This window comes from Paenibacillus sp. FSL W7-1332 (genome assembly GCF_037969785.1).
GTDB lineage: Bacteria > Bacillota > Bacilli > Paenibacillales > Paenibacillaceae > Paenibacillus_AQ.
In genome coordinates this window covers 1,020,786-1,041,454 of sequence record NZ_CP150209.1, presented here as the reverse complement: position 1 = coordinate 1,041,454, position 20,669 = coordinate 1,020,786, and the positions used below count along the sequence as shown (strand labels likewise).

18 protein-coding genes are annotated in these 20,669 nt (G+C 51.0%); 8 read left to right on the top strand and 10 right to left on the bottom strand.

Going from position 1 to position 20,669, the window contains the following annotated elements; all coding sequences use genetic code 11:
• Positions 1-163: 163 nt before the first annotated feature.
• Both acnA and MKX98_RS04490 read left to right on the top strand, forming a co-directional pair.
• A complete protein-coding gene (acnA, locus tag MKX98_RS04495; protein WP_071220873.1) occupies positions 164-2,881 on the top strand; it encodes an aconitate hydratase AcnA in 2,718 nt (905 codons plus the stop codon).
• 185 nt (positions 2,882-3,066) lie between these two features.
• Positions 3,067-3,222 carry a hypothetical protein gene (locus MKX98_RS04490; RefSeq protein WP_194540911.1) on the top strand — a complete coding sequence of 52 codons (156 nt, stop codon included), beginning with the start codon at positions 3,067-3,069 and terminating at the stop codon, positions 3,220-3,222.
• A 205-nt stretch (positions 3,223-3,427) separates the two neighbouring features.
• Here MKX98_RS04490 and MKX98_RS04485 read toward each other — a convergent pair whose 3' ends face one another.
• A complete protein-coding gene (locus MKX98_RS04485; RefSeq protein WP_339221641.1) occupies positions 3,428-4,168 on the bottom strand; it encodes an IclR family transcriptional regulator in 741 nt (246 codons plus the stop codon).
• Positions 4,169-4,389: 221 nt separating this feature from the next.
• On the opposite strand from MKX98_RS04485, the gene MKX98_RS04480 reads away from it, so the two are divergent.
• The 5 genes from MKX98_RS04480 (at position 4,390) to MKX98_RS04460 (ending at position 9,092) form a co-directional block, all read left to right on the top strand.
• The gene (locus tag MKX98_RS04480) at positions 4,390-5,382 is read left to right on the top strand and encodes an alpha/beta fold hydrolase (protein WP_194540909.1); all 993 of its coding nucleotides are present in this window, start codon (positions 4,390-4,392) and stop codon (positions 5,380-5,382) included.
• A 133-nt stretch (positions 5,383-5,515) separates the two neighbouring features.
• On the top strand, positions 5,516-6,691 hold the full coding sequence (locus tag MKX98_RS04475) for a Fe-Mn family superoxide dismutase (protein WP_339221639.1): 1,176 nt from the start codon (positions 5,516-5,518) through the stop codon (positions 6,689-6,691).
• Positions 6,692-7,161: 470 nt separating this feature from the next.
• Positions 7,162-7,440, top strand: coding sequence for a hypothetical protein (locus MKX98_RS04470; RefSeq protein ID WP_071220877.1), 279 nt, complete (start codon positions 7,162-7,164; stop codon positions 7,438-7,440).
• A gap of 71 nt (positions 7,441-7,511) precedes the next feature.
• Complete coding sequence (locus tag MKX98_RS04465) at positions 7,512-8,786, top strand: hypothetical protein (protein WP_339221636.1); 1,275 nt, start codon at positions 7,512-7,514, stop codon at positions 8,784-8,786.
• A 33-nt stretch (positions 8,787-8,819) separates the two neighbouring features.
• The gene (locus MKX98_RS04460) at positions 8,820-9,092 is read left to right on the top strand and encodes a hypothetical protein (RefSeq protein WP_194540905.1); all 273 of its coding nucleotides are present in this window, start codon (positions 8,820-8,822) and stop codon (positions 9,090-9,092) included.
• 108 nt (positions 9,093-9,200) lie between these two features.
• Here MKX98_RS04460 and folE read toward each other — a convergent pair whose 3' ends face one another.
• The 9 genes from folE to MKX98_RS04415 all read right to left on the bottom strand — a co-directional run bounded on the left by folE (position 9,201) and on the right by MKX98_RS04415 (position 19,682).
• On the bottom strand, positions 9,201-9,794 hold the full coding sequence (gene folE / locus MKX98_RS04455; protein WP_071220880.1) for a GTP cyclohydrolase I FolE: 594 nt from the start codon (positions 9,792-9,794) through the stop codon (positions 9,201-9,203).
• 124 nt (positions 9,795-9,918) lie between these two features.
• Positions 9,919-10,155, bottom strand: coding sequence for a YneF family protein (locus MKX98_RS04450; RefSeq protein ID WP_009594912.1), 237 nt, complete (start codon positions 10,153-10,155; stop codon positions 9,919-9,921).
• Positions 10,156-10,297: 142 nt separating this feature from the next.
• Positions 10,298-12,139, bottom strand: a complete 1,842-nt coding sequence (queG, locus tag MKX98_RS04445) for a tRNA epoxyqueuosine(34) reductase QueG (RefSeq protein ID WP_260069321.1) — start codon at positions 12,137-12,139, stop codon at positions 10,298-10,300.
• Positions 12,140-12,182: 43 nt separating this feature from the next.
• Positions 12,183-12,785 (bottom strand): signal peptidase I, encoded by a 603-nt coding sequence (gene lepB / locus MKX98_RS04440; protein WP_339221630.1) that lies wholly within the window; start codon positions 12,783-12,785, stop codon positions 12,183-12,185.
• A 205-nt stretch (positions 12,786-12,990) separates the two neighbouring features.
• Complete coding sequence (locus tag MKX98_RS04435) at positions 12,991-13,413, bottom strand: GNAT family N-acetyltransferase (RefSeq protein WP_012819018.1); 423 nt, start codon at positions 13,411-13,413, stop codon at positions 12,991-12,993.
• 438 nt (positions 13,414-13,851) lie between these two features.
• Complete coding sequence (locus MKX98_RS04430) at positions 13,852-14,940, bottom strand: efflux RND transporter periplasmic adaptor subunit (protein WP_194540902.1); 1,089 nt, start codon at positions 14,938-14,940, stop codon at positions 13,852-13,854.
• Between the two features lie 33 nt (positions 14,941-14,973).
• On the bottom strand, positions 14,974-16,266 hold the full coding sequence (locus tag MKX98_RS04425; RefSeq protein ID WP_339221625.1) for an ABC transporter permease: 1,293 nt from the start codon (positions 16,264-16,266) through the stop codon (positions 14,974-14,976).
• Between the two features lie 53 nt (positions 16,267-16,319).
• On the bottom strand, positions 16,320-17,087 hold the full coding sequence (locus MKX98_RS04420) for an ABC transporter ATP-binding protein (RefSeq protein ID WP_339221623.1): 768 nt from the start codon (positions 17,085-17,087) through the stop codon (positions 16,320-16,322).
• 27 nt (positions 17,088-17,114) lie between these two features.
• The gene (locus MKX98_RS04415) at positions 17,115-19,682 is read right to left on the bottom strand and encodes a hypothetical protein (protein WP_194540899.1); all 2,568 of its coding nucleotides are present in this window, start codon (positions 19,680-19,682) and stop codon (positions 17,115-17,117) included.
• A gap of 327 nt (positions 19,683-20,009) precedes the next feature.
• On the opposite strand from MKX98_RS04415, the gene MKX98_RS04410 reads away from it, so the two are divergent.
• Positions 20,010-20,618 carry a superoxide dismutase gene (locus tag MKX98_RS04410; protein WP_100540176.1) on the top strand — a complete coding sequence of 203 codons (609 nt, stop codon included), beginning with the start codon at positions 20,010-20,012 and terminating at the stop codon, positions 20,616-20,618.
• Positions 20,619-20,669 lie beyond the last annotated feature (51 nt).

Genomic DNA, 20,669 nt, shown 5'->3' with positions numbered 1-20,669 from the left:
TTGAAATACGTTTCTTCTATAAAAAATGCTTTACGCAGCGAGTTGAAAACGGTATACTTAAAGTAGTTAATTTATGAAATTAGGTTTCACCTAGTGAAACGAAAGAGGATTTATCTCAAACTGTCTTTATTCGATTTATGAAATGACTTAAGGAGGTTCATCAATGCCAGCAAAGGATCAATTCTCCATCTCCCGCAACCTGGAGGTGGGCGGTAAAAGTTACCGTTATTTCAGCCTGCAGGCTCTCGAAGAGCAAGGATACGGCAGCGTATCCAAGCTTCCTTTCTCCATTCGGGTGCTGCTGGAAGCAGCCGTGCGTCAGTTCGACGGACGTGCAATTACCGAAGATCACGTAAAACTCTTGTCCAAGTGGAATGAAGGACGCGACAACAACAAGGAAATTCCGTTCATTCCTGCCCGTATCGTATTGCAGGACTTCACCGGTGTTCCGGTTGTCGTAGACCTTGCAGCTATGCGTGACACCGTTAAAAAATCCGGCGGCGACCCTAAACAGATCAACCCTCTCGTTCCGGTCGACCTCGTTATCGACCACTCCGTCATGGTTGACGCTTTTGGTACCGATCAAGCTCTGGAAACGAATATGAAGCTTGAATTTGAGCGTAACGAAGAGCGTTACCGCTTCCTCCGCTGGGCTCAAACGGCATTCAACAACTTCCGCGCAGTTCCTCCGGGAACGGGGATCGTTCACCAGGTTAACCTGGAATACCTTGCTTCCGTAGCGGCTACGAAGACGGTTGACGGCGAAACGCTGGTCTTCCCTGATTCCCTCGTAGGTACGGACTCCCATACAACCATGATCAACGGTCTTGGCGTTGTGGGCTGGGGTGTAGGCGGTATCGAGGCGGAAGCCGGCATGCTCGGCCAACCGCTGTATTTTGTAACGCCTGAAGTTATCGGCTTCAAGCTGACGGGCAGCCTGGCGGAAGGCGCAACAGCGACCGACCTTGCCCTCACAGTAACCGAGCTTCTCCGCAAGAAAGGCGTTGTAGGCAAATTCGTAGAATTCTACGGTCCTGGTCTTGCTAATATCAGCCTGGCTGACCGCGCAACGGTTGCCAACATGGCTCCGGAATACGGCGCTACCATCGGCTTCTTCCCGGTTGATAGCGAAACCTTGGCTTATCTCCGGAATACGGGCCGTACCGATGAGCAGGTTGAGCTCGTGGAGAGCTACTATAAAGCGCAAAACATGTTCCGTACGGCAGATACGCCGGACCCTGAGTTCTCCGATGTGATCGAATTGGATCTCGCTTCGGTTGTACCGAGCTTGGCTGGACCGAAGCGTCCGCAAGACCGTATCGAGCTTACCAACATGAAACAAAACTTTAACGATATCATCCGTACGCCAATCGACAAAGGCGGATACGGCCTCAGCGATGAGAAAATTGCGGAAACCGTTAAAGTCAATCATAAAGACGGCTCTACCAGTGAAATGGGAACGGGTGCCGTTGTTATCGCAGCCATCACCAGCTGTACGAACACGTCCAACCCAAGCGTTATGCTCGGCGCAGGTCTCCTGGCGAAGAAAGCCGTTGAACGCGGCCTGACGAAGCCTGGCTATGTGAAGAGCAGCTTGACCCCAGGTTCCCTTGTCGTAACCGACTACCTCGAGAAGTCCGGTCTCTTGCACTACCTTGAAGCTCTCGGCTTCTATGTTGCAGGCTATGGCTGCGCAACTTGTATCGGTAACTCCGGTCCATTGCCGGATGAAGTGAGCGAAGCGATTGCCGACAACGACATGACGGTAGCCGCCGTATTGTCGGGTAACCGTAACTTTGAAGGCCGCGTGCATGCTCAAGTCAAAGCCAACTACTTGGCTTCGCCGCCATTGGTTGTTGCTTACGCTCTGGCAGGCACAGTGAACATCGACCTGCAGAACGAACCGATCGGCTACGATCCGAACAATGAGCCTGTCTATCTGAAAGACATCTGGCCAACGAGTGCGGAAATCCGCGAAGCGATCGGTCAAGCCGTTAGCCCTGACGCTTTCCGTGAGAAATACGAGAATGTGTTTACCGCCAATGAGCGTTGGAACAAGATTCCTGTTCCTGAAGGCGAACTGTACGAGTGGGACGATCAATCCACTTACATCCAGAACCCGCCATTCTTTGAAGGCCTGGGCAACGGCCTGAACGACATCCAGGACATCAAGGAAGCGCGCGTGCTGGCTCTCTTGGGCGATTCCGTTACAACGGACCATATCTCCCCAGCGGGTAACATTGCAGTGAACAGCCCGGCCGGTAAATATCTGAGCGACCGCAACGTGGAGCGCAAAGACTTCAATTCCTACGGCTCCCGCCGTGGTAACCACGAAGTCATGATGCGCGGTACCTTCGCTAACATCCGGATCCGTAACCAGGTAGCTCCAGGGACGGAAGGCGGCGTTACGACTTACCTGCCAACGGAAGAAGTGATGTCCATCTATGATGCTTCGATGAATTATCAAGCAGGCGGACAGAACCTCGTCGTTATCGCCGGTAAAGAATACGGTACCGGAAGCTCCCGTGACTGGGCGGCAAAAGGTACGTATCTCCTCGGCGTCAAAGCCGTGCTGGCTGAAAGCTTCGAGCGTATTCACCGCTCCAACCTTGTGGGCATGGGTGTTCTTCCGCTCCAGTTCCAGGAAGGTCACGGCTGGAAGAGCCTTGGTCTGAACGGCCGCGAGACATTCGATATCCTGGGCCTCAGCAACGATGTGAAGCCTGGTCAGGAATTGACCGTTGTCGTTACGCGTGAAGACGGAACCCAATTCGAGTTCCAAGCTATCGCCCGCCTCGACAGCATGGTGGACGTGGACTACTACCACAATGGAGGTATCCTCCAAACGGTACTGCGTCAAATGATCGCATCGAACCAATAAGACACACCCTACAGGCGCTTTAGCCTTAGGAACAAATCCCCATCATCCGCTTATGGATGATGGGGATTTTGTTATTTTTCGGTACTTTTTTCCTGAATATTGGATTTTCCGTTTCGGATGACGCCAATAAGGTTAATTGGTAAAAAAGCATTTCCGGAAAATCCATATCCAGGAGGAAAGTACCTATGATCAAAATACATACGTTAGCTTCGTTCCAATATCAATACCAACGGCCGCAGCCGGTGGCAGCGCCTAAGAAGGACGAAACGACGGATAAAGCCCTCACCTTTCAAGAGATCCTTAATCAGAAAATGAAGGAAAAGAACACGAAGCTGACTTAAGCTGGGCCTTGCCTGTTACATAGCGATGCCGTCACGGCAAAAAGGACCGTTCCTACGATCACCAAGATCATGGGTAAGGTCTTTTTGCTCGTTATCGAACGCTCGTTCCCCGCATAAAAAATGACCGGGCAGCTGTATCACATGGGGCCGCCCGGTCATTCAATAACTTATAGTGATGCTGTCCGCACTCTCGCAATAGAATGAATTAAATCATCATTCCCATTTCCCGTGCCGCCTCCATCAGGATTGGCGCATGTTCGCGAAGCGTTTCCGCTGACAGGCGGGTGACTGGCCCTGACATCGACAGTGCTGCCGCCACTTGACCATTCCGGTCAAAGATGGGTACCGATACCGCAGCGGCTCCAGGCTCGCGCTCTTCGATGCTGATCGCGTATCCCTTCTCCAGTATTTCGGCCAGCTGCTGCCGGTAAACGATCCGGTCGACAGATTCCGGCCAATCCGGCGCATTCAGCAGCTCCTCCTGATCGGCCGGTGGCGCAAAGGCCACCAGTACCTTGCTGGAAGCGCCAACCGACAACGGAAGTCGCACTCCGACCTGGGCGACACGCCGAATGCCCTGGTTGCTCTGAACCGCTTGAATCCGAAGACGATCCGAACCGTCTCTTAAATACAAGCTCACCGTTTCCCCAAGCTGATCCCGTAAGGCCTCCATCGCGGGCAGAAGGCGAATCGCCGGGTCGTCGCTTTGAGACAGATGCATGGACAGCTCCCATATCTTCAAGCCGAGCCGATATTTCTCCGTCTCTTTGTTACGCACAACGAATCCTTTGTCTTCCAGCGTTGTTAGCAGCCGATGAACGGTACTTTTATGTAATCCGATAAGGGTAGAAATCTCTGTGAGGGCAAGTTCACTGTCTTTCGTAAAACACATCAATATATCAAGCGCCCGCTCTACAGCACGCACCGTCAATTTACGGTCTTCCATCCCGACCAGCTCCTCTCCTGTTTCATTCTATGAAACCTGGTTACAAGAATTATATGAGAATTCTTCTCAAAAGTAAACCATTGAGACAGGGACTTTACAGTTGTCTTACAATCTATGGATTTGCATTGACTTTATAGGCATCCGGGCATACGATTATTATAATTCCAACTCTTTCATGTTAACGAAACAAATCCAGACTATATGGTAAGGAGGGGCCACTTATGAGCACAACGACTGGTAGTAATGCCCCACTCTCCCAATTAAATGACACGCCAGCCGAGCTGTCGACAGGCTTGGTTCGTTTAAAGCATATTATATTAGCGTTGTTATTATCTGTCGTTTTTTTCCTTGTTTTCTGTTTTATTGCGCTTCATGCCTATATTGCATGGGTTTTGTCGAATCCGACGGTTGCTCCGCTCTACTCCAATCCCAAGCTTGCTAAAGATATGAATTACGAGAATATCACGTTCCACTCCATTGACGGCAAACGAAATATAAATGGATGGTATATCCCGGCCGAGAACTCCTCCAAAACCATCGTGCTCAGCCACGGATACGGCGCTAACCGGGAGGAAACCTGGGTACCGATGTACGATATCGCCCATTACGCGCACAACATGAATTTTAATGTGCTGATGTTTGATTACGGTTTTGCCTCACAGACCAGCAAGGAAGTGGCAACCGGGGGCAAGGAAGAGAAACGCCAGCTTCTCGGGGCCATTGAACATGTGAAGCAGCGCGGCGCGAAGCAAATTGTCGTCTGGGGCTTCTCCATGGGTGCCGGTACGGCGCTGCAGGCAGGGCTTGAGACCAAGGATGTAGATGCCATGATTCTGGACAGCGCCTTTTTATTGGAGCCGGACACGCTTTACCACAACATTCACAACCAGATCAATCTTCCTCGTCATCCGTCCCTGGAGATTCTGGAGCTGCTCTTCCCGGTGCTCAATGGCACCAGCCTGGATCAGATCCCGTACAATGAGGTGAAGAAGCACGATTATCCGTTCCCGACCTTGTTCATCCACGGAACGAAAGACGACAAGGCACCTTACCCGATCGCCGAGAAGATTGCTTCCAACCAAACCCATACGGATTCGGATTCCTGGATTGTAGAGGATGCGCATCATGAGCTTATCTTCCGTGAGCACCCTAAAGAATATCTGCGCAGAGTATCCACCTTTCTAGGAAAACTCGAAACACCGGATGAATCCTGATGCTTTATTGATCATACGATCCACTTCCCCCTGCTGCTTTGATGCGGCGGGGGTATTTTTATTTCCCCCTCATAATACAGGCCGTCACGTGAATATAGTGTGTTTAGTGAACCTGATACTGGAGGGAACGGACATGTTATTTATTTACGGAGCGAGGCTCCCGGTACGATTACTCGAAGAGATCCGCTATTGGAAGCATCAGGAAAGGAAGCATACCGGACTCATCAAAGCCGTTGTGCCGGAGCTGGAGCCGGACTATGTCAAAATGCTGGATCAATGGGCCGTGGTGTTCTCCGACACGGAAAAGGCAGCAGACGAACTTCTGCGCCACATTCTCCGTTATGACGGGCCTCCTACTCCGCAGGTGCTGGCCCAGGTCGAACAGCTGCTGCGCGCTTCCTGCGAGCAATCCAGAGAGTTCATCCGCCAACTGCATGGCTTGAAGGAGCATAGTGAGGCTGTTCGGAAAGTGCCGCTCGCCAGCACGGTGCTGCACCATGTGATTCGGGAGTCCGAATACTTCCTGAACGCGCTGGAGACGCTCAACTCCGCTGGAGCGCTGGAGAGATTTATGGATGTGGAGATGCCGGTGCAATCCATGACGCTTCACGAGGCCTCCTTCCCACCGCCATCTCGCTCTGAGGCTGATCTGTCCATTCAAGGCATGGGAGACAGCGGCAAGGCCGTACCGATTGGCGGACATCGCCTTCCTCCGCTGCCTTACGCATATAATGCGCTGGAGCCTCATATCGACGAGAAAACCATGCGGATTCATCACGATATCCATCACCAAAGCTACGTCGACGGTTTAAACAAAGCGGAGAAAAAACTGGAGGCGGCAAGAAAAAGCGGCGATTTCGAGCTGGTGAAGCATTGGGAACGCGAGCTGGCTTTTCACGGTGCCGGCCACTATTTGCACACGATCTTCTGGGACATTATGAACCCGCAGGGCGGTGGGGAACCGGGCGGGGAGCTTGCCCAGCAGATCAAGAAGGATTTCGGAAGCTTCGATCGCTTCAAAAAGCACTTCTCCGAAGCGGCGGACAAAGTGGAAGGCGGCGGCTGGGCGATCCTCGTCTGGAGTCCGCGCAGCCATCGACTGGAAATTCTGCAGGCCGAGAAGCATCAGAACCTCTCCCAGTGGGACGTCGTACCTCTTCTGGCACTGGATGTATGGGAGCACGCCTACTACCTCAAACATCAAAGTAAACGCAAGGATTACATCAAGGATTGGTGGAACGTGGTCTACTGGCCAGCGGTTGCGGAGCGTTTCAAGCATGCCAGTGAGCTGAAATGGAAGCCTTTTTAATTCAAAGCCTTGCTGGGTTGCTTCACATTGGTTAATATTGGGTATGATGTCTATAGCCCTCCTTACTTCATTATGGAGCTTAAGGAGGGTTTTATCCTTATTCAAAGGGGTAACGCTTGAAACCGGGCACTTGGTCATGAGTCCAGAATTGGACAAGATTATTAAAACTAAGGAATAACCCGAGCCTATTGTTAGGTCTTTTTTACTACATATCTGGTTATTTATTCGGTTGAACGCTACCATATGCTGGATTATGATATGACAGTAAGCTTGGTGCGCCACTTCTACATTGCCTAAGGCGAAACGAAGAGAAACGCTGCGTTCCAAACTAGAACTGCAAGATTCAGCATGCCTGTAAGAGCAGAACATCACCACTGAAGGGATGGGTCAGTGTGAACAGTAGGTTCAAATCACGTGTTTTCATTTTTGCTTTTGTGCTTATCATTTTAATTGTTGGAGGATGCCAGCCAGTGAACAATAACCAAGCCAATACAGACGACAGCTCGGACGAAGTCATAACGAAGGCTAAGACCACAGCCGTTGAGCATTTTAAAGAGAAATACAACTTGGATGTCGAGATTACCAAAGAAGAGATGATGCCTTCTATTGTAGCGGACAAGGTCAACCTTGAAGGGTTTGTAGTAGATCATCCGGAACAAACCTTTAAAATATCCGTTGATTTCAACACAGGCGAGACATCTAATTTCGTAATGAACCCGGAGCTCAGAAAAGCGATTAAGGGCGAGTGATGGGTTGTGCTGCCTTTTGGCTGTAACTAAAGGTTCTGATCCTGCTGAGTCATGTTAAGGAGGGAGTATATTTGAGTTCACCGCAAGTGGATGACGAGACGTACCGATTGATGTCAGAAGCGGCTTATCTCGATCTGAAAAAAGAAGATACCGTTGAGGACTTGCCTGGGTGGGAAGTCCTTGAGGACTATAAGAGCAACAGCATATCAGGCTTTGATGCGGTAACTTTTTACAACAAGGAAACGAATCAGGCCGTTATCGCTTACCGGGGCACCGAGGCAGGGAAAGACTTATCCCATGCTCTCCCCGATTATTTGGCCGATGCGGACATTGGTATTGAAGAGATCAAAAGAAAAATCCCGGAATTTCGGCCACCTTGGGCGGACCATGTAGACAAAGTCAAAGAAGCCACGGGGATTAACGATGTCACGGATTGGTTCGGTGAACAATCGCGGCAGATCGATAAAAAAACGGATATATTGGGAACCAACCAGTTGTATCAAGCCGAGGATTATGCGCTGGAAATGAAGGAGAAATACAAGGGTGTTGATTTCACCCTCACGGGTCACTCCCTAGGGGGAGCCAACGCGCAATATGCTGCCGCCTATACGGGCATGTCGGCTGTCACCTTCAGTGCTCCGTCGGTCATCGGTAGCCTCTCCCCTGAAGCCAGAAGAAAGGCAGAGAACGGGGAATTCGATTCCCAAATCATTAATTTCGCCCATCCAGGCGACATTATTGCCAGCGGCGCGCTCGGCGGCTTCGATGGCCATGTCGGTTCTACCTATTACATAGACTCCAGTTATAAAGACGCCAATGACGGTCTCAGTATAAAAGAAAAAATTGATAATACACTGGGCGGCCCCAATTATCATCAGCTTGACCGCTATCGATTCGAGGATGGCTACATTTCGAACCGTCTTTATGACGGCTCTACCGATAAAGCCGTCGATTCGCCCAGAATCCCTGCTCACGGCAATCTCTTGTTTGGTCTTGGCGGACCGCTGAGCCATTTGGGCTTAGGTTTGGGCGGCTCGCTGGGAGCCCTGGGCGGCTCCGCAGGAGGCTCCTCCGGTACCATCCAGGTAACCCCTGCCGAGCTGCGAAGCGTAGCCGAGAAATGGAGAGCACACGCCCATCAAAGTGATGCCGAAATCCAAGGAATCCGGCAGCGTCTCTCCAAATACATGTTCTCCAGCCACAGCAGACGTCTGCAGCCGATTGTCCAGCAGCTGGATACATCTATCATGTCGATGAGTCAATGGCATCTGCAGCATACCACCGACATCGTTCAGTATATTAAATTCAAAGCGGATTTATTTGAACGGACAGACAACAGCGGGTAAACATCAATACGAAAACTACCGGGAGGGATGGAGATGAGTCGAGAGATTCTGCTGGAGCTGGATGATTTGCTTCAGGCCGAACGCGAGCTATCAGGACTGCTGGCAGCCATTCGGGCCGACGAACAGGAGGCACGGGTCATGTACGCCCGTCTGCAGGATTGGAAGGGACAATCCGCCAATGTGCTGCGCGATCAGATTGAAACCTTCTTCATGGAGATGTCCCGCCGCATCCGGGATATCGAGGAGCAAAAACAAGCACTCATCCAATATGTGCAGTATATGAAACAAGTGGATGGGGCCTCTTAAGAAGCCCTTGCCTTGCATCGATTAACATATGAGTTCACATTCGTTGCTGAGCACAAAAAAAGGCTTCGCCTCCGTGGGCGAAGCCTTTTGCAATTGTCTGGTTCCTGCTTAGTCTTTAATCAAAGACAGAAATTCTGAACGCTGTGCAGAATCACTCTGGAAGGTACCGCGTACAGCTGACGTGACCGTTTTGCTGCCCGGCTTCTTCACACCGCGCGCGCACATGCACAGATGCTCGCCTTCCACAACGACCATCACGCCGTTTGGCTGCAGCGCCTCCACCATAATGTCAGCGATCTGCGAGGTGATGCGCTCCTGCACCTGAAGACGGCGGGTAACCGCCTCTACCAGACGCGCCAGCTTGCTCAAACCGGCGATTTTGCCGCTAGGGACATAACCGATATGGACTTTGCCAAAGAACGGCGCCATATGATGCTCGCACTGGCTGTAATATACGATATCCTTCACGATAACCAATTCCTCATGATTCTCGTCAAAGGTAACCCCGAGGACATCCTTGGGATCCACTTCGTATCCCGCAAAGATCTCCTCATACATCCGCGTTACACGGGCCGGTGTCTCAAGGAGTCCCTCACGCTGGGGATCTTCACCGATCAGTTTCAATATTTGCTCTACATGATACTCGATCTGCTCCCGGTTATCGCCTACTTTATTGTTCACATAATCCTTTACACCCGCCACGGTACATCCCCCTTTTTCGTTCCATAGAAAAAGCAAACGGTTAACTTATAGCCGCTGTTAGCGGCCTTTTTAAATAGAAATGCCCCTCCGTCATTTCATTTAGACGGGAGCGGGCTTTTTTTCATTATGATTTGCGTTTACGGCCTTGCCCTTTACCCGGCATAGGCTGATTTTTCATCATTTGCTGTGCGCGCTGCATTTGCTTGCTGTTCATGTTATAGCCCATTTGTTTTGCCATCTTCTGCAGCATTTGCGGATCGTTCTGCATCTTCTCCAATTGCTTGCGGAGATAGAATACGCCGATAAAAAATCCGCCAACCAGACCCACGATCAATGTAATAATCGGAATGACTATATCCATCACTTGACCACCTTCTACTATACTAATATTTACCATTTAATGGCGCATATACGAACCTATCATAGCATGTCCTTTTCGCCACAGCAAATGAAAATAACGGATACTTGGCAGCGAGCGGCCCTAGTCATGGATATTGTATCCTTTACGACCCTTTTCGGCCTGGCATAGCTCCTTCAATTGTTAACAGAGTGCGTTTGATCTCCGGCCCGCCGGCATATCCGATGAGAGCTCCGTCAGCACCTACCACACGATGACATGGCACGATGATCGGGACCGGGTTCTTGTTGTTCGCTCCGCCTACGGCACGAACCGCTTTAGGACGCCCGATGGATTCGGCTACATCCTTATAGGAACACACCGTTCCATAAGGAATGGACTTCAGCGCTTCCCACACCTGCAATTGGAATGAGGTTCCGCGCATGTCCAGCTGTACGTCGAACGCCTTTAGCTCCCCTGCAAAATACTGCTTCAACTGCGTGATCGCAGGAGCTAACCTTGCCTCGTCACGCTGGTAGCCGCCGTTACCGGCCCAGGTCCGTGACCACTGCTGGATGACCGCTTCCTTCACATAGAAGCTGCCAAATTCAATAAGACATAATCCCTTCTCCGTTGCGCAGACCGTCAGCGGTCCAATCGGAGATTGAAGTTCATCGTAATACAGCATTTCCGGTCCTCCTTCAGGGATGGCCATCGGCTCAACTCCCTGAATAACAGGACTCTCCTGTTCTGGTTTGTCCCCATTAGAGGAACCCGCAGCAGGAGTGCCAGCGGAAGAAGCATCAGCCGCAGCTCCGGCAGGCGCTTCTTTCTCACTCGGTGTATTCAGTTTATTCAAGGCTTGCTGCAGCATATCTCGTACTTGGGAATCCCCTTCTGATTTCATGCTTTTCTCTAAGTTGTTCAACGCTTCTTCGCCTCCAATACGGCCCAGAGCCCATGCAGCGGTTCCCCGCAGCTCCGGACGCGGGTCTTTCAGCAGTACCTCGCTCAGCTTCGGTACGGCTGAAATATCTTTAAAGTTGCCAAGCGCGATGACAGCATTGCGCTGAATCGGCTTTCGGCCGCGCCAAGCGGCCGAAGTATCTCCAAATGCCTCCTTGAATTCCCGGTTGGTCATATCCAGGATGGGCAGGAGCAGCGGCTTAGCTTTTTCAGGATCGGGCTTAAAGTCCTCTTGATGAGTCCAATTCTTGCCCCGGTTCTTCGGACAAACAATTTGACAGGTATCACAGCCGTACAGCCGGTTACCGATCTTGCGCATGGCTTCTTCGTCCAGAAACCCTTTGGTCTGGGTTAGAAAAGAAACGCAGCGCTGGGCATTCAGCTGCCCGGGACCGACAAGCGCGCCGGTTGGGCAAGCGTCAATGCACTTGGTGCACTCCCCGCAGTCCTCGGTTACCGGCGTATCCGGCGGAAACGGAATATTGGTTACCATTTCGCCGAGGAATATCCAGGAACCGAACTTCGGAGAGATGATGGCGCAGTTCTTAGCGCTAAAACCAATCCCCGCTCGCTGCGAAACCGCCCGGTCAACAAGCGCGCCCGTGTCCACCATACTTTCAAGCTTCGCATCCGGCACGCGTTCTTTAATGTATTCCTCCAGGCGGCTCATGGCCTCGCGGAGAACCTGATGATAATCCCTTCCCCATGCAGACCGCGCCATAATCCCCCTGTACTTGCCAGGCTCTGATTTAGGCGGGTTCTCCATCTTGGAGTGGTACGTTATTGCAATGGCGATCAGGGACTTCGGCTTCGTACCGGGAAGGGCCGGAGTAACCCGCTTATCCAGATCGGACTCCTCAAAGCCCGACTCATACCCTTTATCCCGATGGTTTTGCAATATTCCCTTCAAGGATTCGAACGGCTCCGCCGAAGCAAAGCCGATATCATCAATGCCAAGCTCCGGTGCAACGGTCTTAAGCTCCTGCTTAAGCTCCTCCCATACCGAAGGCGGAGGAGCATACGAGCCGAGTGTGTAGGTCATTCTCCAGCGCCTCCTTTCCTGGGATGATGTTCTGTCTTTTCAGCTACAGCTTTTTGATCTCGGACAACGGCCAGAAAATAAATTCAGCCCTGCCCACGATGTCGCTTTCCTTCACGCTGCCGAACATGCGGCTGTCCTTGCTCTTTCCAAGATGGCGGTTATCTCCCATAACGAAGTAGCGGCCCTCTTCCAGGGTTATGGGCTCAAAGCCCGGGTCCTCGATCGGGACATCGGTATATCCTTCCTGCTGTGCAACTCCGTTTACGTACAGCTTCTGGTCCTTTACCTCAATGGTGTCCCCAGGTACGCCAACGACACGCTTTACAAGAAACTCCTTCTTATCCGGGCCATCGCTCGGGTCCTTAAGCACAATGACATCGCCATGGCTCGGTTCGGCAAAGCGATATACCACTTTATTAATAAACAGCCGCTCCGATGCTACCAGTGTCGGCTGCATAGATTCACCTTTAACCATAGAAAGGTTGAACACAAACATATTTAGAAGCACCATAATAACAAATGCAATCGCAATCGTCTTTACCCAATCCCAAAGCTCGGCAGCCCAGCTGTTCTTCTTGTCAGGTTGATTCTGAGGTCCGTTGTTCTCGCCCTGCTCAGTTGAATCCGGAGAAATCACTTGTCCCATGCTACACCTACTTTACTTCGATTTCGCCTTCGGGTATCAAAGGCGGCACCTTCAAAAAAGGTACATTAATAGAAAAGCATATCTCCCACCCATTTGCAACGGCTGAAAGATATGCTTCATATCGAAAAAATGTCGTTTCTTATCTCTGTCGAAGCTTAAGGCCGCCGTTTGCGCCCGCTCGTATGTACCGCTCTCGTCATGACTACTATTGACCAAGGATACTGAGCTTCTGGAACGACCGCAGGATTTGGCTGGCACCGTATCCCATAGCTTCATAAAATGGCATGGCTGCGGCGTTGTGCTCGTCTCCGGCTACCATGATCCGACTGACTTTCCGTGATTGAAAACGCTGTTCCATTGCCGAAATCAATGCTTTGCCAATCCCTTTTCTGCGGTAGTCGGGATGAATGGCAATGCGGTAATAACAACCATGATTGCGTTCGATCGTACCGATTAAGGCACCAACGATTTCACCGTTTTCTTCAGCCACCATAATCAGATCGGAGTCCCAAGCAAGCTGTCTGGAGAAGGGCTCCATCGTGTTTTCGTAGCATTCTTCCGATAAAGCAATCTGCAGAAGCTCGGTTACGGGGTTACAGTCACTCAACTGAAAGGAACGAACATGCATTTCAAAATCTCCCTTTTCGTTAGCATGATGCGGTTTACCCGGTTTACAAAAATCTAGTATTCCGTTAACGCAAACCTGACATTTATGTTACTACAAAAAACCCGAAAATCCTCTTTCCTTGTCCATTAAACCACATCTTTCTCGTAAATTCACGAGTTTTCTTCTGAAAGCGCTTTATATGAAGCGTTTTCATCTTTTTAGCTGGATAATATTCCATATTTTTGTTGAATAGCAGGTTTGTTTCCTGCTGTTAAACCATTAGCTCACTGTTAAAATCACACCCATGAATTTCCAAGCCTTTTCTTTCTGATTGAGATCTATAGTTTAATAAAATAACCGGACTTTCCCAGTCCTATCGTTGATATAGGCAAGTAAAAAAACAACAGCGTTCTCTAGGCTATATGCCTTTGAGCAACGCTGTGTTTTCGTTCATGATATTTACTGGAGAACGACGGTGTCGCCCACTTTCAGCCCTGACACAACCTCGACTTTATCCAGCGTCTGCAAGCCGGTCTCGATATCCTGCCGTTCAATCTGACCGCCTCCCTTGTCCACCATGACATAGGAGGTGCCTCCGTCCGTCATAACGGCAAGTTTTGGAACCACAACCGCCTTATCTTTTCGTTTGGTTACAATATCTCCGTTCAGCGTCAGCCCGCCGATCAAACGATCTTCCTTCGGCAGCGAGATGATCACCTTAAACTGTGGCGTCTGGGAGGTTTGCTTCTCCTGAGCCGTCGTCTCGGCAAATTTGGCCACTTCCAGCACCTTTCCCTTCAGCTTTAGATCCTTGATGGACGGCAGCTTTACTTCAACCGCCATGTCCTGCTTAATGCTGAATATATCGTTTTCCCCGACATATGCCACTAATCGAAGAGAATCCAGGTCGACGATTTTGCCGATATACTGGTTCGCCGTCACCGATTGCGGCCGCTGCTGCGTCGGATCGAACAGAAACAGGCCTGTTGCAGGTGATAGGTATGTAGCTTTCTTCAGCCTGTCATTCAAGTCGGCCAGCGTCTGGCGTTCAATATCGTTGGTAACCTCGTCCAGCTGACTGCTCAGCCGAGCATTTTCCTGGTCTGCCAGCATTTTAAGGCGCTCGGCCTCCGTTCCTAACGCCGGGGCGTTATCGAGGTCCTGATTTAACGTGAACTCCTTCAGCTCCTGCTCCAGCTTCCGCTTCTGCAGCTCGGCTTCCTTCTGCTGAAGCTGCTGGCGAATGGCCGTTTGCTCCAATTTAAAAAGCGCATCGCCTTTCTTGATCTGCTGGCCGTTCTCTACGTTCCAAGACTCCACTTTCGCTTCAAAAGGTGCGTACACATTGGTCTCCCGCCCGTATTCGGACGTTCCCTTGACCTGCACGGTCGAGACGATGCTTTCCTCGGTTACGGGAAATGAGATGACCTGCGGCTCTTCCATCATGGGAATCTCGGGTTCTTTCGGTTTCACCTGTCCATATCCCCAATATCCCACCAAGCCCAGCACGGCAACGATAACCGTCCATTTTATGATTTTTTTTATCATACCGATTTAGCTTCCTTTCCGAAACTCATTATCCTAATCCCGCTTGATGGCCAGAAGTGCGTTCGTTCTTGCTGCACTGATCGCCGGATAGATCCCCGAGAAGATTCCGGTCATCACGGCGAATGCAATGCCGATCGGCAGCGTCTCCAGCGTAACCGCAATTTGCAGCCCAGACATGCCCGCCGAAGCCATAATGAATGAATTTAGTCCCTTGATGATCAAAAATGCGAATACGATGCCAAGCAATCCGCCAAGCAAACCGAGCAGGCTGGCTTCTACGATGAACATGTTGCGGATTTGCGGCATATTCGCCCCCAGAACCTTCATGATGCCGATTTGTCTGCGGCGCTGATGCGTAGACATCGTCATCGCTACGATGATCGATATCGAGGCCAATAACAGGATAAATACGCCGATGCCGAGAGCGATCGCTTTGAATGTATCCAATTGGGAAGTGACCTGATCACGCATAGCCAGATTGTCGCTAGCATTAAGCGCAAGCTTTGAGATCAATTCCTCGAGCGGTTTAATATGCTGCAGATCATCCACTTTGACGGTTAGGCTATCGTATACCCGCTGTTTCGAAGCTGTCCCATTTTGCAGTTTCAAACTATTTGTTAGCCATTCCGCCGTATCAAAGGAAATATAGGCCTGACGATCGTAGATCGCAAACTGGGCATCTCTCCCTGTAGGCACGTCCAGCACGCCTCCAACATAAAGCTGCGGGCTAAGCTGTTTCTTGTCACCGTCCATCTGCTCCAGCTGAATATTTTTACCGTTCATTTCCGATACGGTGCTCTCATACATCTGATATTCTTCCCATATCTTCGGATTGTTGGGATCGGTATTGATCATATTCATCAATCTTTCGCTCGTCTCTGCATCCTTCCATCCGGTTGTTGCCCCGTAATTGAGCACCATAGCACCGATCTGATCAAGCGGGCCGCCTTCCTTGAACCTGTTACCCTGCTCTTTGAGCTTTGACAGGTCCACGGCCACCACGTTGAAGCCGTCGTTGATCAGGTTGTCGGACGAAATGGCTCTAAAATACCCGAGCTGCTTAGTGGCTATAACGGATTTGACATGATCAAAGCCCTGAATCACCTGAACCTTATCATCTGTCAGCAATCCACGGTCTGCTCCGACCGCGGGGCCGCCGCCTTCCCCTTGCCCGCTTGAGCCCTGCGGAGTCACCGTAATTTCGTCAAGCTTCATGCCGCCTATAATTTCCGTCTCCAAATAATTTTGGGCGCCGTTGCCAATGCTGATCGCTACGATAATAGCCGCGCATCCAATCGAAATACCGGTCATGCACAGGGCTGTCACCACTTTACGGCGTTTGATCTGTCCCCATGCCAGCCGTATGCTGTCTAAAATTATCAGCTGACCTCACCTGCCTCCTCCGCATGAACCGGGACCCCAGACAGGGACGAAGGGGCGTTTGGCCCCCGTTGTCCTGCTGCTGGCGTTGTATAGTCCTCCGGCTGAACCAAATAACCGTCACGGAGCATAATCGTTTTTTTCATTTGAGCAGCGACTTCCATCTCATGGGTAACGATGACAAACGTCGTTTTCATGGACTCATTCAGCGCCATCATAATTCGGATAATTTCTTCTTCCGTCTTGGTGTCCAGGTTGCCCGTCGGCTCGTCCGCAAAAATTACGGAAGGCTCGGTAATCAACGAGCGCGCAATACTGACGCGCTGCTGCTGTCCGCCTGACAACTGGGACGGGTACAGTGAAGCCTTATCGCCGATCCCCGTCATCTCCAGCAGCTCCATCGCTTTCTTGCGGCGCTTGGACGGAGAAACGGATTGAAAGACCAGGGGAAGCTCCACGTTCTCCCGAACCGTGAGCGTCGGGATCAGCTCATAGGCCTGAAAAATAAATCCGATATGCTTGCGCCGGAAGACAGCAAGCTTGTTTTCCCCGTATTGGACAATATCCTGATCGGCAATATAAATATGGCCTTCCGTCGGCTTCATCAGTCCTGCCATTAAGTTGAGCAGCGTGGACTTGCCCGACCCGGAACTGCCCAGCAGGGCAATCATCTCTCCCTTCTGGACTTCGAACTGGATATTATGGAGCACCTTTAACACTTCGTTACCGTTCTTAAAGCTGTGCGATACATTTTCCAAACGCAACATGTTCGCTATTCCTTTCCGGTTCTTAATTTAACTCTCCTCGTCAGGAACTGCAGTAGGCGTGAATATCAGATTGTAGCTTTGGCTGCCGAGCGTGATCCGCTCATTCTGGAATTCGTCCACCAGGGTTAAGTTAAACCAACCGCCGCGAAGTTTTTTGTATTGCTCATCCGACAGCTCCATCGACACCGACCGGGTGCCCGGTACCTGGATATCGGTACCTGGCGTGAGCGTACGCTCTTGTGTCTGTCCGAGGCTGTCTTTGATGATTAAAATCAACTTGTGGCCGGAGTCCGCCGCAACGATGCTCTCGCTGCGTTTTACATCAAACGTGATATTCAGCGGAATGGAAGAACTGCCCTCCTGCAGATGTCCTACCGCTTTCGTAACCGAAACGTGGTAAGGATACCAATCGAGGTTCGTCAGTCCGGAGCTTACGGCTGGTCTGATCGGATTCAGCATCAATTTTTTCACGCCCATGACACCGGTAGCGTCTTTACCCGTCTCCGCAAGCTTGCTTCCGGTCATTGCCGTACCCAGAGCAAGCCCCAGTTCGCTTGCAGCCCCCTTCGGCACTCTGGCCCAAAAGACGATCGACTGCTTGGATCCCGGCTGAAGCGAGGCTTCCGGCTGAATGGTTTCTGCTTCGTAGATCTTGCCATCCGTGCTTTGGAAATACCCCTTCAGCACTGCTGCTTGAACGCGGCGCTGTTCATTGCTGGTCAGCAAGAACTCGGAATAGACAATATCGGAGTCCACGCCTTCATAGATGACCGTCCGCCGTTCCTGCGCCTCTGCGCGCTTACCAATCGCGGTAACCGTATACGGCTTCCCTTTCTCCAAGGTGCTGATCGACTGCGTCATGCCGGACGTGGTCATGGTAAGGAACGACGTTTTGGCTGTATCCTGCTGCGTAAACAGCTCAAAGCGGAGCGAACGGATATCCTTGGTATAAGGGATTCGCGCCATGACATATACCTCGGTTGATGACCCCGGGGGAATCAGGGAACCCTGCTCCTCCGCAATAACCTCCGAACCGGCCAGCGTCGTTTTTTCGTCCGCTGTGACGTTTACTTTAAGCTCAGGCAGCGGCAGCGATTTGGATTCCTGGGTATTCCGCAGACGCAGCTTCGCAACGATCAGATCCTGATCCTGCCATGGCAGACGCTGCATGGATTCCAGCGTGTACGCAAATCCTTTGGCCGTCTGCGCGTCGTACTCCACGCCGATCGATGATTTGCGTTCCGTTTGGTAAGGGATGGCAAAATATGCAATCGGCAGGGTCAATGACTCCTGGACCTCGGTGGTCGTCTCACTGCCCGGTTCACCCGAGCTCGCCGGCGGATTGGATGAGCTGACAGGGCCAGGTGCCCCGATCATTTGCAGCTTCAACCGGTCCTGCTTGAGATCAAGCGGAAGTGTTATTTCCATCACCATCGTTTTCTCTTCCCCGGGACGGAGTGTCAAACCCGCCTTGTTATCCGGAGTGTAAGGATGGAAGGAGCCTTCGGATGCTTTAATCGCATACTCGTAGGCCGGAATTTCCACCGATTTTTTCCCTTTGTTCTTGAAGGCCATCTCGATATTCCATATGCCCTGTCCCCCGGCGGCGCGCAGCGAAGCCTGGCGGATTCTGGCATCGACCGGAATGCCCTTGATGGTCAACTTCTTGGCCGCGCCAGCCGCGACATCCCACTTTGGTGCTGTTGCCGCAGGCAGCTTGAAGGATGCGACCGGCAACGACAGCTTCAGCGTTTCATCGTTTTCGGTCCACAAGAAACGCAAACCGGTCGTTTTAAGATAGGAGGGAACTTCTGTTATGTAATAAACCAGTTTCTTTTCTTTCGGCTGAACAGGCACACCCTCGGCTCCTGCCTCATGACGCAGAAGGAATGAACTGCCACTTCCCGTCACCAAATACGGTTCGAACCCGCGGTCATTCCATACCTTTCCGCCATGGTTCGTCATATACATCCCGACTTTGGCGATGACCTTCCCGTCGTACTTGATGATCTCCAGTGATTCAGCCTGTACGGTAACCGGACTGCCGCCAAGTTGCAGCTTGGAGCTCGAACCGGATGGTACGGCTGCTGAATAGTTGGCCGGCATCCTGTACGTTCCGACACGCTGCAGGTAGCCTTTGACCTGCGGATTCCATACGTCCATCACCAGCTTCATGCCGGACAAGGAGCTGCTATCGGTCTTCGCATAGTAGGTTACACTCAGGCTTTGACCGGGTTCTACCTTCTTCTTGGTAAGATCCTTGGAAATGGGATTGGCTGCCGTCACGGAACCGCCGGGAAGCACCACCTTGGGAAAATAAGATACCAGGCGCGCTGCGCTTTTCCCTCCGTTTTTATAAGTCAGTGTAAATACCGCCACATTCGTGCCGGTTTGCTGCCATATGTCGGCATGGTCAAGCTTTGCCGTGACGTTGTTGCCAAGTTTCACGCTCCAGGCGAGCGCTGCACCCTTCTGCGCAGTCGACTTCGTGATTTGCGATGGCTGCGTCTTAGATGCTGCAGCTTCCACTTGCGGTGCCGCAGCCAGAATGGCAGCCATCAGAATGGCAGCCACTCTGAGCTTTGTACTATTCATGTTATGTACCGACCCCTTTCTACCTCGACATATCCCTTGTATATCGACGTTTAATCATAGATTTGTTCAAGACTATATATATAACGACAAATTTCAAAGAAAAGTTTTCCATTAATATTCATTGCGCTGAAACAACGTTCCATCGTGCAAGAAATTAGCCCTCTGTCGACTTTTCAAACATAAAAGTTGATTTAATCACCCAAAACGGTTTAATATATGTAGTGTAGCCGGATTACATATTACGTTGTTCCGGGATGATAAAGACTTCCTGATGAAGGAAGGCCCTTTCATCATAACCAAAAACTAAATTTACAGGAGGTTTTTACTATGGCATTTCAATTACCAGCACTTCCTTACGCAAACGACGCGCTCGAGCCTCATATCGACGCACAGACGATGGAGATCCACCATGATCGCCACCATAATACCTACGTAACCAACTTGAACGCTGCTCTTGAGAACGCTCCTGAGCTTCAAGGCAAATCCCTTGAGGATCTGATCGCTAACCTTGACGCTGTACCGGAAAGCATCCGCACAGCGGTTCGCAACAACGGCGGCGGCCATGCTAACCACTCCCTGTTCTGGGAAGTTATCGGACCAAACGGCGGCGGACAACCGACTGGCGCATTGGCTGATGCCATCAACAGCGAGCTCGGCGGCTTCGATAAATTCAAAGAAGATTTCGCAAAAGCGGCTACAACTCGTTTTGGCAGCGGCTGGGCTTGGCTCGTTGTTAAAGACGGCAAACTGGCAGTAACCAGCACACCAAACCAAGACAGCCCGATCATGGAAGGTCAAACTCCTCTCCTCGGCCTGGACGTTTGGGAGCATGCTTACTACCTGAAGTATCAAAACAAACGCCCTGATTACATTTCCGCATTCTGGAATGTAGTAAACTGGGAAGAAGTCGGCAAACGTTACGATAACGCGAAATAATATCGCTTAACTAAAAACCGATATCATACCAAAAAGGCTGCTTTCCGCTGT